This window comes from Pantoea sp. NPDC088449 (assembly GCF_044753225.1).
Classification (GTDB): Bacteria; Pseudomonadota; Gammaproteobacteria; order Enterobacterales; family Enterobacteriaceae; genus Pantoea; species Pantoea floridensis.
The window spans coordinates 100,756-115,820 of record NZ_JBIVMT010000001.1 but is presented as its reverse complement, the minus strand read 5'-3'; the positions used below and the strand labels follow the sequence as shown (position 1 = coordinate 115,820).

The 15,065-nt window shown below is 55.6% G+C and carries 15 protein-coding genes; 3 read left to right on the top strand and 12 right to left on the bottom strand.

Annotated elements, in window-relative coordinates:
- The first annotated feature begins 4 nt into the window (after positions 1-4).
- Positions 5-1,399, top strand: coding sequence for a hypothetical protein (locus tag ACIP6T_RS00555; RefSeq protein WP_400454782.1), 1,395 nt, complete (start codon positions 5-7; stop codon positions 1,397-1,399).
- 32 nt (positions 1,400-1,431) lie between these two features.
- Here ACIP6T_RS00555 and ppnP read toward each other — a convergent pair whose 3' ends face one another.
- From ppnP to aroL, 7 genes are all read right to left on the bottom strand, one after another.
- Positions 1,432-1,716 carry a pyrimidine/purine nucleoside phosphorylase gene (gene ppnP / locus ACIP6T_RS00550; protein WP_007887052.1) on the bottom strand — a complete coding sequence of 95 codons (285 nt, stop codon included), beginning with the start codon at positions 1,714-1,716 and terminating at the stop codon, positions 1,432-1,434.
- 104 nt (positions 1,717-1,820) lie between these two features.
- Positions 1,821-2,498 carry an AroM family protein gene (locus ACIP6T_RS00545; protein ID WP_400454779.1) on the bottom strand — a complete coding sequence of 226 codons (678 nt, stop codon included), beginning with the start codon at positions 2,496-2,498 and terminating at the stop codon, positions 1,821-1,823.
- Between the two features lie 2 nt (positions 2,499-2,500).
- The gene (locus tag ACIP6T_RS00540; RefSeq protein ID WP_345827180.1) at positions 2,501-3,433 is read right to left on the bottom strand and encodes a DUF1177 domain-containing protein; all 933 of its coding nucleotides are present in this window, start codon (positions 3,431-3,433) and stop codon (positions 2,501-2,503) included.
- A gap of 15 nt (positions 3,434-3,448) precedes the next feature.
- Positions 3,449-5,008 (bottom strand): OPT/YSL family transporter, encoded by a 1,560-nt coding sequence (locus ACIP6T_RS00535; protein WP_400454777.1) that lies wholly within the window; start codon positions 5,006-5,008, stop codon positions 3,449-3,451.
- 189 nt (positions 5,009-5,197) lie between these two features.
- Positions 5,198-5,950 (bottom strand): IclR family transcriptional regulator, encoded by a 753-nt coding sequence (locus tag ACIP6T_RS00530; RefSeq protein WP_345827182.1) that lies wholly within the window; start codon positions 5,948-5,950, stop codon positions 5,198-5,200.
- Between the two features lie 309 nt (positions 5,951-6,259).
- Positions 6,260-6,451, bottom strand: coding sequence for a YaiA family protein (locus tag ACIP6T_RS00525; protein ID WP_400454775.1), 192 nt, complete (start codon positions 6,449-6,451; stop codon positions 6,260-6,262).
- A gap of 108 nt (positions 6,452-6,559) precedes the next feature.
- On the bottom strand, positions 6,560-7,084 hold the full coding sequence (aroL, locus tag ACIP6T_RS00520) for a shikimate kinase AroL (protein ID WP_400454772.1): 525 nt from the start codon (positions 7,082-7,084) through the stop codon (positions 6,560-6,562).
- A gap of 285 nt (positions 7,085-7,369) precedes the next feature.
- On the opposite strand from aroL, the gene ACIP6T_RS00515 reads away from it, so the two are divergent.
- Complete coding sequence (locus tag ACIP6T_RS00515) at positions 7,370-8,071, top strand: DUF2076 domain-containing protein (RefSeq protein WP_097094766.1); 702 nt, start codon at positions 7,370-7,372, stop codon at positions 8,069-8,071.
- Here the strand turns inward: ACIP6T_RS00515 and ACIP6T_RS00510 are convergent, their stop codons facing one another.
- Positions 8,072-8,515, bottom strand: a complete 444-nt coding sequence (locus ACIP6T_RS00510; protein WP_400454769.1) for a YaiI/YqxD family protein — start codon at positions 8,513-8,515, stop codon at positions 8,072-8,074.
- A gap of 148 nt (positions 8,516-8,663) precedes the next feature.
- Between ACIP6T_RS00510 and proC the strand changes: the two genes are divergently transcribed.
- The gene (gene proC, locus ACIP6T_RS00505; RefSeq protein WP_400454766.1) at positions 8,664-9,476 is read left to right on the top strand and encodes a pyrroline-5-carboxylate reductase; all 813 of its coding nucleotides are present in this window, start codon (positions 8,664-8,666) and stop codon (positions 9,474-9,476) included.
- 169 nt (positions 9,477-9,645) lie between these two features.
- Here the strand turns inward: proC and ACIP6T_RS00500 are convergent, their stop codons facing one another.
- The 4 genes from ACIP6T_RS00500 to ACIP6T_RS00485 all read right to left on the bottom strand — a co-directional run bounded on the left by ACIP6T_RS00500 (position 9,646) and on the right by ACIP6T_RS00485 (position 14,775).
- On the bottom strand, positions 9,646-11,172 hold the full coding sequence (locus tag ACIP6T_RS00500) for an FAD-dependent oxidoreductase (RefSeq protein ID WP_400454763.1): 1,527 nt from the start codon (positions 11,170-11,172) through the stop codon (positions 9,646-9,648).
- Positions 11,173-11,317: 145 nt separating this feature from the next.
- Positions 11,318-12,484, bottom strand: a complete 1,167-nt coding sequence (locus ACIP6T_RS00495) for an amidohydrolase family protein (protein WP_345827186.1) — start codon at positions 12,482-12,484, stop codon at positions 11,318-11,320.
- On the bottom strand, positions 12,477-13,250 hold the full coding sequence (locus ACIP6T_RS00490) for a 6-phosphogluconolactonase (protein ID WP_400454761.1): 774 nt from the start codon (positions 13,248-13,250) through the stop codon (positions 12,477-12,479). The genes ACIP6T_RS00495 and ACIP6T_RS00490 overlap by 8 nt, the downstream gene beginning before the upstream one ends.
- Position 13,251: 1 nt before the next feature.
- Entirely contained in the window at positions 13,252-14,775 is a 1,524-nt protein-coding gene (locus tag ACIP6T_RS00485; RefSeq protein ID WP_400454758.1) for a sodium:solute symporter family protein, read from the bottom strand.
- Positions 14,776-15,065 lie beyond the last annotated feature (290 nt).

Genomic DNA, 15,065 nt, shown 5'->3' with positions numbered 1-15,065 from the left:
GCATATGTCTTCTTCAATTCAACGCGCGGTATTATTCGGCGCACTCTCACTATTCACCGTCAGTAGTTTCAGCGAACCAGTCATTACCCGACTCAATGCAGTGCGTATTGGTGATCGTCTTAATGTCATGGTTGCGTTGGCCGGAAAACAAGGCGGCGCCATGCAAGTGTGGCAAGCCTACGACTGTAAAACGCTACGCGCTGAAGCACTCTATCGTAACTTCCTGGATAATGATGGGGCGACAAAAGGCCGCTTTTATGGTTCTGAATTCAGCCACTATCTGGCCCCACAGCCCGGCCCAAACCAGGATCCTGAAATCATTAAACGGATTTGCTCGCTACCCGAGCGAGCTGTCGTGTGGGAAAAAATTCAAACCGAAGATAAGTATGGCAGCACAGCGTTGATTGACATCGCTAATCTAAAGCGCGACGGCGATGAATTGCAGGTACGTGTTGGTTACGATTATGCAGCTAAGGACTTCGATCCACCGTACGATGCACCTTATGCGCTGAAAGTTGAAAATTACCGCTTTAACTGTAAAACGCAATTACATATTCCTGTGTCTGCGCAGGATATTGATGAAAATGGCTATGTGACTGACTCGCTCGATAGTGCAGATATTGAGCGGCGAAAATCCTCTTTTCCGTTAACAACGCTTTTGGAAAAAAACTTCATTCAGCTTTGCTCGCTGGCCGATCCGCAGCACTTTCGCGCGCTGGGGCGCTTTACCGCCGCTACACACAAGCCTCTCAGCACAACAGCCATGCCTGTGCTACCCGACCTAAGCGCTAATTCTTCCTCTGTCATGGCAAGATTTCCTTTATCTGCCTCAGTGCAGCAGCAGGCAAAATCGATTATTCATCCTTGGGCGACGCCACGTTTTCGTCAGATCAGCTGGGTAGAGAAAAATCGTAGCGGTGAAGTCAAAGTACGCATGGATGTAGACGAGCAAGGCTTTATTCGCAAACTTGAAGATTACGGTATCTGGAAAGTACAGCGGTTATCGTTAGCAAACGACACACAACTCGAATTTGCCATGTCGATAGCTTCCTATCCGACTCGACTTAAAAAGCTGGACACCACGCTACGTTACCCGTTGCATGCCGGGCAGCAGTATAAAAGTGTGCTGATCAATGAGGACCCGGTGAAAAGGGTCAGCGAAAGTTATCAAAGTGAAACCTGCAATGTTTACGAAGGCGGCAACGCTCACGAAATTAACCCCGCGTTCAGCGGTCACTATTTACGCGTGGATTGCCTGATTGAATCTGATAAACAGCCGGCACTCGTGTCACGTCAGGCGTGGATCGATGATTTGAAAGTGATGGTTCCAATCAGTGCGAAGATAGGTGACAAGCCTGAGGAACAGACACAACTGCTTGATGTGAAGATTTGGCGTTAAAAAATGGCCGCATCGCGCGGCCATTTTAAGTCTTACAAGTAGCGGCACAGATATGAAGAAGGCTCGGCCACCTGCAAATGGAATTCGCTCTGGCCCGGTACGCTGAAAACGGAACCGGCTTCGTACCATTTCCACTCGGTTTCGCCCGGCAGCAGCACTTTCAGTGCACCGCTGACTACCGTCATCTCTTCCGGCTGAGCAGTGCCAAAGGTGTATTCACCTTCCGCCATCACGCCGACGCTGGCACGGCCAATAGTGACGCTGTCGAAACCAATGGATTTCACTTTTCCGTCGAAATACTCACTCGTATTGAGCATATTACTTCCTCACAGCACATTATCGTGACTGGCAGATTACTAAGGAACTCGCTGATCTGTCACGCGAAATAGCGCCACAGATCGCAAGTTGTGATCTCTTCGCATTAGACGATCAATTCTGCTGCCAGCTTGGCCACCAGCACGTTCGATAACAGTACTGGAATACCCAGCATTTTCTGCAGGAAATCACGGTGCTTCTGGTGGTAACCGATGCAATCCAGTACCACCACATCCGCCCCCTGCTCCTGCAACGACAATCCTGCTTCCACCAGATCCGACTGCTCTGCCAGGTAAGGGCTGGCAACCGCAAAACACGGCGGGCAGTTCAGATTGCGCCATTTACTGGCCTGCTCGGCAATCTGCTCTTTGACCGGTACCACAATGCCCACTTTGTGCTCCTGAACAATTGCACGCACCAGCGGCGGAATGATGCGATCCGGCTCCAGCAGCAAGGCGGATTGCGTTTTCAGCGTGCCGAACTCGCCGGTGCACAACAGCAGAATAGTGTCGTAGCCCTGCTGTTCCAGCGCGTTGATTTTTCGCTGCAATCCCTGCTCCACTTTGGGTGCCGACAGGCGCACCTGCTCGCCGCTGGTCATGCGCGAGACCAGTACTTTGTCGCCCGGCGCGGGCGCGTACTGCTGTTCAACGTCGGCCAGCGTCAGGCCGTCGAGCAGTCCAGCATGTGCCACCTGTTCAGCGGGTAAATGCTCCTGCAGCAGCGGCAGAATGTCGCTGCGCGGTGATTGACCAATCGTAAGTGTGACCAGAGACGTATTCATTATCAGGCTTTCCGGTTGCGCAGGTGGCTGAGGCTACCATACAAAGATAGCAGCAGCGCGTACTCTTGCGGGTCATAGAAGTGGCAGGTTTCACGCCCAAACTCCTTCGCCACTTCTACCGCAAACTTCACCGCAGAGGCGATATCCACTTCATGGCTGGCGCCGGTACCGCAGCCCGGCACCACCGATTCGGCACAAATTGCCACGCCGACCACCGGCACATCGGTGGCTGTAGAGGGTTGCAGAATGCTGTTGAGGTGATAAACCCCGTTGCCGTAAGGCGTGATGTCCTGCGTGGTGATCGGGAAAGTGACCGCCGGTTTGCCGCTGGTCATCTCCATAATGCGCAGCAAATCCTCCGAGACGCGCAGGATGTAGCCCTCTTTCACCGTCGGCGACAGCGCATAACCTTTGTGATTAAGGATGCGATTCCCTTTAGTGGTATCGATCGAGAGAATCGCATCGACGCCCGCAATCACTTCATTGTCATTCATGGTGATGTCGTCGCACGGCGAATCCATGAAATCGACCGGTTCGTGCGGACGGGTTGGCGCATCCGGACAGATGTGGGTGGTGATGATCACGTCACCTGCCAGCACGTCGCCTTTGGTCTGCATGTGCGCCAGCTTCAGCGCGCTGCTCACCGCCGCCACCGCGCCATCGGCATCAGAGACCATACCAATGCGCGTTGGGCGCGCACCGATGCCGCCGAGGCGACCAATAATTCCCAGCGTCGGCGCGTTGCCGCCGTTGCTTTTGCCCTGCGCGCCGGGGATATCGATGCGCACGAAATCGGTACGCCCTTTCGGCCCGCTGACGCGTTTGGTGCTCGCCGTCACACCGGGATAAGCCGCAAAGAGATCCACGATCTGCTGACCATCAATGTAGGCGCTGTCGAGTAACTCAAAAACCTGCAGTGTCTGCTGTAAACTCATAATAATTTCCCTGGATTATTTCTTGGTGCTGCTGGCAAAAAGTGAATGGAAGAAGCTGTAGAGCGCATCGCCCGCGATAAATCCAGCGGCCATCACCTCCATCGGTGAACGTCCACGCTCGCCCCACACGCGCAGGATCAGGATACGCAGCGCGATGCCTACCATCACTGCCCAACCGGCAGCGGCATTGTTAATGAGCAAACCGGTTGCCAGCAGCACGCCAAGCTGACGTTTCGGCCCACCGATCAATTGAATGATGGCGCCTGGAATCGCCCACATCAGCAGGTTACCGGCGATACCCGGTTCCGCGCCGGCCTGAATCGTTTTGGCATAGACGCGCGCCACCGGCGGCAGCAGATTTTCGGCAAAGAAAATGGTGTGCGCATACCACACCACCGGAATACAGATGACAAAGGCGATCATCGCGGCGATCAGCTGAATGCGGCGGCCCCACAGCTCCTGCTGCACATCCGCGCCGTTACCGCGCAGAATAAAGCCGGCTTTCAGGTCATAGCCCATATCGGCAAATGCCGGGCCGGTGGCGGCGGTGAAACCACACAGCAGGCACAGCGCCAGCGGCGGAAAGCCGAGCAGGATCCCAAGAATCAGCGTGATCAGCGCCACCGCAAAGGCGGGGAACCAGCCCGAGTGCATGGCGGCGATGCCAACAATCAGTTCATGCACAAAGGCAGCAAACGCGGCGTAAACAATAAACAGCACCAGCATCGGCATCCCCATCTGGCTCCATAATCCGCCCGCCAGCGCCAGCAGCGTGGAGATGACGATGTAACCCACGGTGCCGAAACCGAGCGAACGCTTCACTTCGCTGTCGCTGCGGCTGACGTTAACCTGATCGTTGCGGCGGCTGCGAATCACCTGCACCACCTGAATCAGCGCGACCAAACCAGCACCGACCATCACGCCGTGCGGAATATAGAGTGCGTTGATGTCAATACCGGCAACCGGTTGCGCATAAGCACGCAGCAGGAACCCCAATCCGAGCATGCTCAGCGCCCAGATATTGCCGATAAATGCAGTACCAAACGCTGACATGGGGATTTTCAACATTGAGCCGACAATGCCACCGACAATCCCCACCACCAGCAGCCACGCCTGACGACCGCCTTTATCACCGGCTTTGATCGCTTCGGCTGCCGCCACGCCCGGTGGCCACGCATTGCTGGCCGGGAAGACGCGCGTATCAAACAGGCGATAGAGTAAATAGGCATCCAGCAGCATCGCTGCACTGACGCCGACAAACAGCGGCAGCACCAATTGCGGTTCACCCAGCGCCCACGGCACGGCAATCGGCATCAGCAGGCTGTTGGCTGCGCCGAAGGTGGCTGAGGAGATCGCGGTCTGCGCCAGGTTTTGGACTTCTATCGAACGGTAGCGACGAAACCATTGCAAAGGAATACGCGCCAGCAGCATGGCAAACAGCGCGCCAATAATAGACGTATTGGGTGTTACCCCAATGGTGGTAATAAGCTGAACCCCAATAATGGCCCCTGCAACAGAAAGCAGAACCAGCATTAAGGCAACGCCAACACTTTTTATTGGATTATTTTGACGCATGATATCCCCGTATTTTCACCCTGAAGAAAACGCATTTAAAATGCAACGCCCGACACGCGGGACATCCACATATTTATTTAATCGTTCCCTGATTATTGAAATAAGCAGGTCCGAAGACCTGTTATTTCCCTGGTGTGGCGCGAATAAACGCCTTTAAAACAAAAATAGGGTTTTCCTGTTTAAACAGGATTATGCGCCGTATTTTTCGGCCATCAGTGCAGCCGTTGCGCGTAGTTCACTGAGCAGCGTCTCCGGATAACCGGGCGCCGCCTCTTGCGATAAAAACGAGAGACAGAGCGCGGCACTTTCACCGCGATGTTTATTGGTTACCGCAACGGCCAAAGAGCTGATGCCCGGCAGCGTCTCATTGCGCGCCAGTGCCCAGCCCTGCTGGCGAATCACAGCCAGTTCACGACATAAATCATCCAGCGTGAGCGGTGAGTTCATCGAAGCCGCCTGCCAGTGGCTGGCAAAACGGTCGCGCACCTCCTCATCACTGAGCTGTGCAAGCAGCACGCGTCCGGTCGAGGTGCCGGTTAATGAAACTCGCGTGCCCGGCGGCGTCACCAGCTGGGTAAAGAAGCGACCGTGGTACATGCGCATGACCAGCACATCGTCGCCATCCAGCACCGAGATATAGCCCATGCAGCCGCTGCTGGCTGCCAGACGCGCCATCGGTGCTGAAGCGCTATCTACCAGCGGCGTTGACAGATAGTGACCAGCCACCGAGAGCAGAACGCGGCCAATCTGGAAGCAACGGCTCTCGACATCACGCTCAAGCAAGCCTTCATTTTCCATGGTTGCCAGCAGGCGCGACACCGTACTTTTTGGCAAACCCAATGCGTCAACCACCTCGGTAAAGGTGAGGCCCGGATGGCCTTGGGTCACGCCAAAGCGCTGGAACAGCTTTAATACGGCAGAGGCATTTTCGAGTGTGGTCATGGCGCCTGTTTCACTATATGGAACTGAGTTCCTCTATCAAGATCTCGAAAGTAAAACGCACGGCTTTATGCGTCAAGCGCAAATTTTGAGCCGCGCCGTTGCCACTAAATTTAGGACAGCAGAAAATACGGTGGAAAAAGAAAATTGAAAGATGTTATCAGGCCAGATAAATAGTTAGCAGGAAAGTATGCAGATTTATTTAAGGATGACAGCGCGTTTGCGGAAATATAAAAAAGCATGTAGTGACAGGAGGTAATTAATTATGTGCTAGCATCCTTGCCAGCCGACGTTAATCTTTTTCGACGTTAATCAATCTTTGCCAGCATCCTCATAGCGCTCTTTCGCATCTTGCGCTTCGGCTTCCGTTTTGTGTTCGCTAATTAGGGTATCGGGTTTGGGATGGTCGGCGCGTAATTCAAACCAGGTGACGGTTTGATCCGCCGACCCCTTTTCAACCGTGACGATGCGCGCTTCACGCGGATAGGGTGGTTTAGTTGGCATAATTTTCCCTCTTCTATCAGTTGTCCACGGGCAGCAGTGATCCTCTGCCTACCATTCAGTATAGACAACGGAGGATCGCTGCAAAAAAAGAGAGAGAAATCTGAGGGTTTAGCTGGCGCGGGCGAGCGAAAGCGACTGCAGTATATGTTCCACCACGCGATCGGGTGATTGCATGGCGTTGACTTCGTGATGCGCCGTTTGACGATAAAGATGCGCACGCTCGCGCAGAATATCGCCCATCTCTTCGGCAATCGGACGCCCGGTTAAGGTGGGACGCTGCGCCGCTTCCGGCTGATGTTCCAGCCGTTCAGCCAGCACATCCGATGGCGCATTGAGCCAAATCACCTGGCCGTGTTCGCGCATAAAGCGGCAGTTGAACTCAGCCAATATCATGCCGCCGCCGGTGGCGATGACGGTGTTAGGTGCAGTGACGGCGCGCAGCGATTCAGTTTCACGCGCGCGAAAACTCTCCCAACCTTCAGACGCTACAATCTCCGCCACGCTACGCTGCGTGCTGAGTTGCAGATGGTGATCGGTATCGTTAAAGGCATAGCCCAACGCTTGCGACAGCGCCTGGCCAACAGTGGTTTTACCGCAACCGCGTGCGCCGATCAGATAGATGGGTAATGACATCCGGGCTCATCCTCCGCCGTAATGTGCCGCACGGGCAACGTCATCAGGTCAATAATGCGTCGCATAATACCTGGATTTTATTTTATCAGCCACCCGCCAGGCACGATTTACGCATATTTCAGCGCTTGGCTGAGCTACTTCTTTGTTAAATAAAAGAAAAACAATGCTTGAAACGTGCATCAGGCTAAATGTAAGAGCAGGCAACATTTCCTTACCAGGCCGTTGATTTACTTTCTCTGTTCGCACCCTCATATAGTGTGATAAGTCGCAAACGGAGGATTCCCCATGCAAAGCGAAGAACAACAACTCATTGAAAGTCTGTTCAGCCGTCTGAAACAGGCTGAAACGCAAAGCGGCCCGCGTGATGCGGGTGCCGAGCAATTAATCAAACAGCATTTACAGAACCAGCCGGGCGCGCCCTACTACATGTCGCAGGCGATTTTGATTCAGGAGGCCGCGCTGAAAAAGCTTAATGCGCAGGTCACCGATCTGGAAAATCGTCTGGCGCAGGCGCAGCAGCAACAGGCGCCGCAGCAGAGCAGCGGCGGCTTTCTCTCTAGCCTGTTTGGCGGCGGCTCACGCCCGGCAGCATCACAACAGCAGCAACCGGCATGGGGCAATCCACCGCCACAGCCTCAGCAACAGTATGCGCCACCGCCGCAGCAGCAATATGGTGCAGCGCCGGCGCGCGGTACCGGTTTCCTGGGCGGCGCATTGCAGACGGCGGTGGGCGTGGCCGGAGGCGTGGTCATGGCGGATATGCTGACCAGCATGTTCCACCACTCGCAGCCGGAAGAGATCGTGAACATTATCAATGAACCCGCGCTGCCGCAGGTGGATAACAGCCTCGATACCTTTAACGGTAACGACAGCAACAGTGCCTTCCTGAACGATAACTCGGGTTGGGACAACAACCTGGCGGATAACAATGATTTTGGCGACTTTGGCAGTGGCGGCGACTTTGATGACGATGACAGCTTCGTCTGATTACCGCTGACGTAGCCACTTATCCAGTTCGTTAGCAAACAGTTGGCGGTCGCGTTGGCTCAATGTCGATGGGCCGCCACTCTGAATCCCGCTGGCGCGCAGGGTTTCCATAAAATCACGCATGGTCAAGCGCTGACGAATCGTATCCGCCGAGTAGCATTCCCCACGCGGATTCAACGCCGCCGCCCCTTTCTCCAGCACTTGCGCCGCCAGCGGAATATCGCCAGTAATGACCAGCTCACCGGGCTGCACGCGTTTTACAATCTCATTATCAGCCACGTCAAAACCGGCGGCGACCTGTAGCGTCTTGAGCCACGGCGACGGCGGCACACGTAACGGCTGGTTGGCGACGAACGTCACGGTAACCTTGGCGCGCTCGGCGGCGCGGTAAAGCACCTCTTTGATGACATTGGGGCAGGCATCAGCATCAACCCAAATCGACATAGTGAATCCTTTTTCGCGGAGAATGTGGCTGATCTTGCCGTGCTGCTGAAGAATGGCAACTGTTTTTGATAACGGCCAGCCTTGTTATTCATGGCCGCTAACGTAAGCTTACCCCCACAGAAAAATGAACCACGTGAAGGATAATGCGATGCTGGAGAAAAAAATCGGGTTTGTTGGCTGCGGCAATATGGCAAAAGCCATCATCAGCGGACTGGTCAATAGCGGAAAAATCGCCCCGGCCAATATCTGGGTGTGTGACCGTAAGCCGGCAACCAACCAGGAGATGGCGCAGCAATACGGCGTAACCGCCGCCGCAAGCGTTGAAAGCATGGCGCGTGAAGTCGATATTCTTTTTGGCGCGGTAAAACCCAACGTCATCCTCAAAGTGCTGAAAGATCTTGCCGGCCAACTTAAAAAAGACGTGCTGGTCGTATCGATTGCCGCAGGCGTGACGCTGGATTCGTTAGCCTCAGTCTTGGGCCACGATCGTAAAATCATTCGCGTGATGCCAAATACACCGTCGCTGGTGAATGAAGGCATGACGTCGGTGACGCCAAACGCGCTGGTTGAACCGCATGAAGTGGATGAAGTGGTCAGCATCTTCGAGAGCTTCGGCAAAGCGGCGGTGGTGAACGAATATCTGATTCACGCGGTGGTTGGCGTGAGCGGATCGGCGCCCGCCTATGTGTTTATGTTTATTGAAGCGATGGCCGATGCGGCAGTGCTTGGCGGCATGCCGCGAGCACAGGCGTACCAGTTTGCCGCGCAGGCGGTTAAAGGCTCGGCGCAGATGGTGCTGGAAACCGGCAAGCATCCGGGCGAGCTGAAAGATATGGTGTGTTCGCCAGGCGGCACCACCATTGAAGCAGTAAAAGTGCTGGAAGAGAAAGGCTTCCGCGCTGCGGTGATCAACGCGATGCAGGCCTGCATGGCGAAGTCAGAGGCGTTGAGTAAGCCATAATCGGAGCGGCTTGCCCCTCACCCTAACCCTCTCCCGACAGCGGGAGAGGGAACCGATCGAGCATGTTGCAGCATCTATCTTTCCCGCAGGCGGGAGAGGAAATAGTTAGCTCGGACGGCCCCTTCTCCCGCTGGCGGGAGAAGGTTGGGATGAGGGCGCTGCGCGCACTTTACCCCTGACTCGCCTCATATAAGGCAATCCCCTGCGCCAGCGTCATTGGCTGCTGCATCTGCTGCACTAGCGCTGCCGTCAGCGTATACAGCCCGGCAGAACACACCGCCGCAATCATTCCTTCGCGGCAATAGAAGGCGATAAAGCGCTTATCCTGCAGCGATCCCAGCAGACGATAATCATCCCACTCTTCCGCATGGCCTAAATATTCATAGCGCGTACCGTAATGTGCGGTCCAGAAGAACGGCACGCGATCGTACATTATCTGTTTGCCCAGCATATTCAGTGCGGCAATGCGCCCCTGCTGATGTGCCACGCGATAATGCTCAATACGTTGCGGGCCGCGCACCGAAGGATAGCTGGCAATATCACCGGCCACCCAAATGTTGTCAGCCACACGCAGCTGGCTATCCGTCAGCAAACTGCCATCCTCTTCGAGCGGCAGGTCGTGAATAAACTGCGTGGCAGGCACCACGCCGGTTCCAAACAGCACCAGGCTGGCCTCCACCGTGTTGCCGCTTTTTAACCGCACCGCCTTTACCTTGCCCTCGCCCTCCAGCGCCACTGGATCGCCCTCAACAAACTTCACGCCGTTGCTGCGGTGCAGATCGTAAAATTGGCGGCCAATCTCTTCGCCAAACTGTTTGGCAAAGGGCAGCGGATGACGCGCAATCACCGTGACATCCACATCACGATTGCGCAGCGATCCCGCCATCTCCATACCAATAAAGCTATTGCCAATGATCACCAGCTGCTCGGTTTTATCTATCTCTTTCAGCAGTTCATCGGCCTGATTGAGCGAGCGCAACAGATGCACGCCGTCCAGATCTTTGCCTGGAATATCCAACGGCTTCGGCACGCCACCGCTGGCAATCAGCAGCTGATCGAATTTAACCTGTTGGCCGCCCTTGAGAATCAAGGTTTGCTCATGCGCTTTGAGTTGTTCCACTTCTCCCTGAATCCGCTCCACCGCGCCCAGCACATCCTGCTTTAACAGTTTTGGCACATCCTCAATCGCCATTTTTCCCGACGGCACAAATTTGCTCAATGCCGTGCGATCGTAAGGCGCCGGTGATTCGCGCTCGATCAAGACGATGTGTCCGTTAAAGCCTTCATCACGCAGCGTCCAAATCGCAGCGCTACCGGCAGCACCGGAACCCAGGATCACGCAAACCGGGGATTGACCTTGAGGAGAAGGCGAACTGGCGGGCGACATCGCTTGCGGATTGACCAGCACTTTGCCTTGTTCAACGCGCACCGGATAACGCTTCAGATGAGCCAGCGCCAGCGGCTCGCACATCTGACCATCCTGCAGCTGAAACACCGCTTTATGCCACGGGCACACCAGCTTGTCGCCACATACTGCGGCCTGCTCTAACGGCGCACCCGCATGCGGGCATTTGGCTTGAAACGCTTGTACCCGCTCATCGTCACGAATCAACACCACATCGGTATCACCCACGGTAAATTTGGTGGGTTTGCGCTGCGCCAGCGACTTGAGTTCCACGACGGTTTGATAGCTCACGATAGGCCTCCATTCTTCTGGTTTTTGATGTAGACAACAAATCCCTACAAAGAGTAAGCCTGGCAAAACGTCGTGATTTGTCCGCAACAACAAAGCGCAGCGGTGGATAAGTGGTTGTTTAACTGAGAAAGATAATCTGCGGCTGTTACGCCGCAGCGTCATGACTCCACACCCGAGCGCCCTGTTTTACGCAGCCGCGTAGCGTCACGCTCCCGTCCGCCAACGGCGCCAGCAGCAGCACATCAGCGGGAGCGCCGCACGCTAAACCTTGCTGCTGTGGCAGATCAAGCTGGCGCGCCGGCCGCAGCGATGCCATCTCAATCGCCTGCGCCAGCGTGGCGAGCTTGTGGCGCAAGAGAACGTTTACGCCGTCCAATAGCCCGCGCGCTGAGCCCGCCAGCAGCTGCGGGGCATCCGCCATGCTGAGACGTCCGCTGGCGCTAAGCTGCACGCGGCCACCAATAGCGGTGTGGTAGATGCCCGGCGGCTGTCCGGCAAACGAGGTCACATCACTCACCAGCAATGCCTGCTCCCCTTTCGCGCGCAGAAATACTTTTAGCACCTCTGGCGGCAGATGATCGCCATCGGCAATTAGCGTTGCCGTCAGCGCGTCTTCCGCCAATTGCTGCCAGATGTAATTCGGATGACGCGGCAGTTGCAGATGCGCACCATTGCCGAGATGCGTAGAAAGCGTGGCGCCGGCTTCCACCGCCGTATGAATCTGTTCCGACGTTGCCGCAGTATGGCCAATCGCGACGCGCACCTGCTGCGCCACACAATGCCGAATCAACGCCCCGCTTTGTGGCCACTCCGGCGATAGCGTCAGCATTCGGATACGCCGCTGTGCTGCGCGCTGCCAGCGGTCGAACAGGGCGATATCCGGTGCGCAGATCGCCTCACGCGGATGTGCACCGCGCGGACCATCCTCCAGGGATAAAAACGGTCCTTCCAGGTGGAAGCCCGGCACCGCGCGCGCCACGTCCGCATAATGTTCACAGGCGCTGGCAAGCCGCTGCATGGCCTGGTCGATCGCTTCTGGCATAGCGGTAATGACCGTCGGCAAATAGCTGGTCACGCCCTGCTGCCACAGCGCGCGTGTAGCATGCAGCACATCCAGTTCACTGAACGGAAAATGGTTGAAATCCACGCCCTGAAAACCGTTAACCTGCAGATCCACCAAACCCGGCGCGAGTATGACATCCTCCTCAACGTCACGCAGGGAACGCACCTTGATGATGTAACCGTGCTCAATCTCCAGCTCAATCGGTTGCAGCGTGCGGTAATCACGGCCGCGCAAAATGGAACTAGTCAAACGTCACCTCCGCGCAGGCTTCGCTATCGGTATACAGCGTGCAGTGCGGATGCTGGCGCAGCCGGGTTGCCGGACAAGCGGTGGAGAGTTCATCATTGAGCGTTGCGTATACCGCCGCACGTTTGCTGGCTCCCGGCACCATGCAGAACAGGCGCGCCCCGCTCATCAAGGCCGGAATGGTCAGCGTCACCGCCTGTGTTGGCACCGCGTCCAGCGTCGCGAAGCAACCATCGTTGACCTGTTGCTGACGGCAGGCGGCATCCAGTTGCACCGCCTTGACGGTGAAAGGATCGTTGAAGTCAGCCACTGGCGGATCGTTAAAGGCTAAATGTCCGTTCTCGCCAATGCCGAGGCACACCACGTCAATCGGCGCAGCGTGGAGTTTTTGGCTGTAATCGGCGCAAATTACCGCCGGTTCGCCCTCATAAGGGATCAGATGAACCTCACCCGGCCGCACCGCATCAAACAGGTGTTGGCATAGAAACTGACCAAAACGCTGCGGGGCCGCGCGATCGAGTCCAATGTACTCATCCATATGGAAGGCGTGAATACGCGACCAGTCGATATCGTTCTCCGCAATCAGCGCAGCGAGAAACTCGTTTTGCGACGGCGCAGCAGCAAATACCATGCGCACTGCATCTTGTGTGCTCAACAGCTGACGCAAATGCGCCGCAACGTCATGTGCAGCCGCGACTCCCAGCGCAGCGCGGCTGGCGAAGCGTTTGACCCATAGACGATCTCTTTTCCCCTGTTGTAATAGCGTCATGTTATCCCTCCTGAGAAATATTGGTTTTCTGCGGCCAGCGCTGATCGCCGGGCACATGCTGATCCTGATTCAGTGCGTTGAGCAACTGGTCCACTTCCGGACGTACCGGTGCGCGGCGCAGCCAGCCCATCACCACGAAAAGCACCAGCGATGACATCACCGGTGCAGCCACCACGGTGGCGGTGCTGACATCGGCAAAAACGAATTTCACGCAGAAAAAAGTCCCAACGCCGACTGCCCAACTCACCAGCGCGGCGGCACTGCCGCTGCGACGAAAAGCGGGTAGTAAACCGAGCAGCATCGGAATCGAAATCGGGCCGACCAGGCCGCCAAACCAAACGATCAGCAGCGACAGTACGCCGCCAAAGTGGCTGGCATTGATGGCAATCACCAGCGTGGTGATAATGAACAGAAAGGCGGTGAGTCGCGCTACCAGCAGCGAGCTGTTACCGCGCTGAAAGCGTTTTGGCAGCATGCCCGGCAGAATATCGCGCGTGACGACGGCGGTGATGGCGTTGGCGTCAGAGGAGGTCATCGATAGTGTATGAGTGAACATCGCCACCAGCACCAACCCCACCAGGCCATTCGGCAACAGCTCCATCGCCATCATCGAATAGGATCGCGACGGGTCGCTCAGACCGGGAAACAGCAGCGGCGCCGCCCACATTGGCCAGAACAGAATCAGCGGCCAGATGAGATAGAGTGCCGCAGAAAGCAGCGCCGCTTTGCGGGCATCGCGGCCAGCGGGTGCGGCAATAAATCGTTGAGCCAGGTTCCACGTCCCGCCGTTGTAACTCAGGGTATAAATCACAAAATAGGCGAGGATAAAGCCGAGCGAATACGGTTCCTGAATAATCTGTGTGTGCGTGGATGGCAGGCGTTGCCAGATGGTGAACAGCTCAGCAAAACCGCCCAGATGCATTGCCACCGCCACCACCATCACTATGGCGGCAACAAACTGTACGACAAATTGACCGAAATCGTTGCAGGCATCGGCCCACAACCCGCCCATTACGGTATAAAACAAACTCAGCGCACCCGATACGCAGATGCCCACCAGCGGATCGAGTCCGGTGAAAACGTTAATGATTACCGCAATTGCCGCCCACTTTGCTCCCACATCAAAGGTTTTCAGCAGCACCCCACTCCACGCCAATATCATTTGCGTCGGCAAGTTATAGCGCGTGGCGAGATACTCCATCGGTGATTCGATGTTCATATAAATGCGCAGTCGCGCCCAGCGCGGCGCAAACAGACGCGATCCCAACAGCACGGCAATCGCAATGGGTAAGGCCCACCAAAAGTAGATGGTGATGCCCATGTTGTAAGCCACCGCAGCGTAGGCCACGAACACAGCGGCGCTGTAACCCGACATGTGGTGCGATACGCCAGACAGCCACCACGGCATTTTGCCACCCGCAGCAAAGAAATCGCGCGTGCTGCCCACCTTGCGCATCGCCCACAGGGTTATCGCTACAATCATCAGCGCGTATAGCGCCATCACTGCATAATCAAGCACATTCATAGCAGACTCCACAGGTAAAGGCTGCCCAACGAACGGTCTGGCTTCGCGGGGATTAAAAAGATTCGAATTAATTAGTCACTAATTAGGACTAATGCATCCTGCCAGTGTTGTTGGCCTTATTTTGTGATGTGCATCCTGGTATGAGTTTTTCCTCTGACGTGATAAGAGAAGTTGAATATTTCGATGAGCGCATTATCAAGATAAAAAAAGGGTTCATGTTTACCATGAACCCTTCTTATCTCTACTTTGCCATTAATTACACGCGACGAGTAGGTTCGCGGGGGAATTAA

Coding starts and splice junctions, on each gene's coding strand:
- ACIP6T_RS00540 (WP_345827180.1), bottom strand. CDS start 3,433: ATGAGTTTACAGCAGACACTGCAGGTTTTTGAGTTACTCGACAGCGCC.
- proC (WP_400454766.1), top strand. CDS start 8,664: ATGCTGGAGAAAAAAATCGGGTTTGTTGGCTGCGGCAATATGGCAAAA.
- ACIP6T_RS00525 (WP_400454775.1), bottom strand. CDS start 6,451: ATGCCAACTAAACCACCCTATCCGCGTGAAGCGCGCATCGTCACGGTT.
- aroL (WP_400454772.1), bottom strand. CDS start 7,084: ATGTCATTACCCATCTATCTGATCGGCGCACGCGGTTGCGGTAAAACC.
- ACIP6T_RS00490 (WP_400454761.1), bottom strand. CDS start 13,250: ATGACGCTATTACAACAGGGGAAAAGAGATCGTCTATGGGTCAAACGC.
- ACIP6T_RS00545 (WP_400454779.1), bottom strand. CDS start 2,498: ATGAATACGTCTCTGGTCACACTTACGATTGGTCAATCACCGCGCAGC.
- ACIP6T_RS00515 (WP_097094766.1), top strand. CDS start 7,370: ATGCAAAGCGAAGAACAACAACTCATTGAAAGTCTGTTCAGCCGTCTG.
- ppnP (WP_007887052.1), bottom strand. CDS start 1,716: ATGCTCAATACGAGTGAGTATTTCGACGGAAAAGTGAAATCCATTGGT.
- ACIP6T_RS00485 (WP_400454758.1), bottom strand. CDS start 14,775: ATGAATGTGCTTGATTATGCAGTGATGGCGCTATACGCGCTGATGATT.
- ACIP6T_RS00535 (WP_400454777.1), bottom strand. CDS start 5,008: ATGCGTCAAAATAATCCAATAAAAAGTGTTGGCGTTGCCTTAATGCTG.
- ACIP6T_RS00555 (WP_400454782.1), top strand. CDS start 5: ATGTCTTCTTCAATTCAACGCGCGGTATTATTCGGCGCACTCTCACTA.
- ACIP6T_RS00530 (WP_345827182.1), bottom strand. CDS start 5,950: ATGACCACACTCGAAAATGCCTCTGCCGTATTAAAGCTGTTCCAGCGC.
- ACIP6T_RS00510 (WP_400454769.1), bottom strand. CDS start 8,515: ATGTCGATTTGGGTTGATGCTGATGCCTGCCCCAATGTCATCAAAGAG.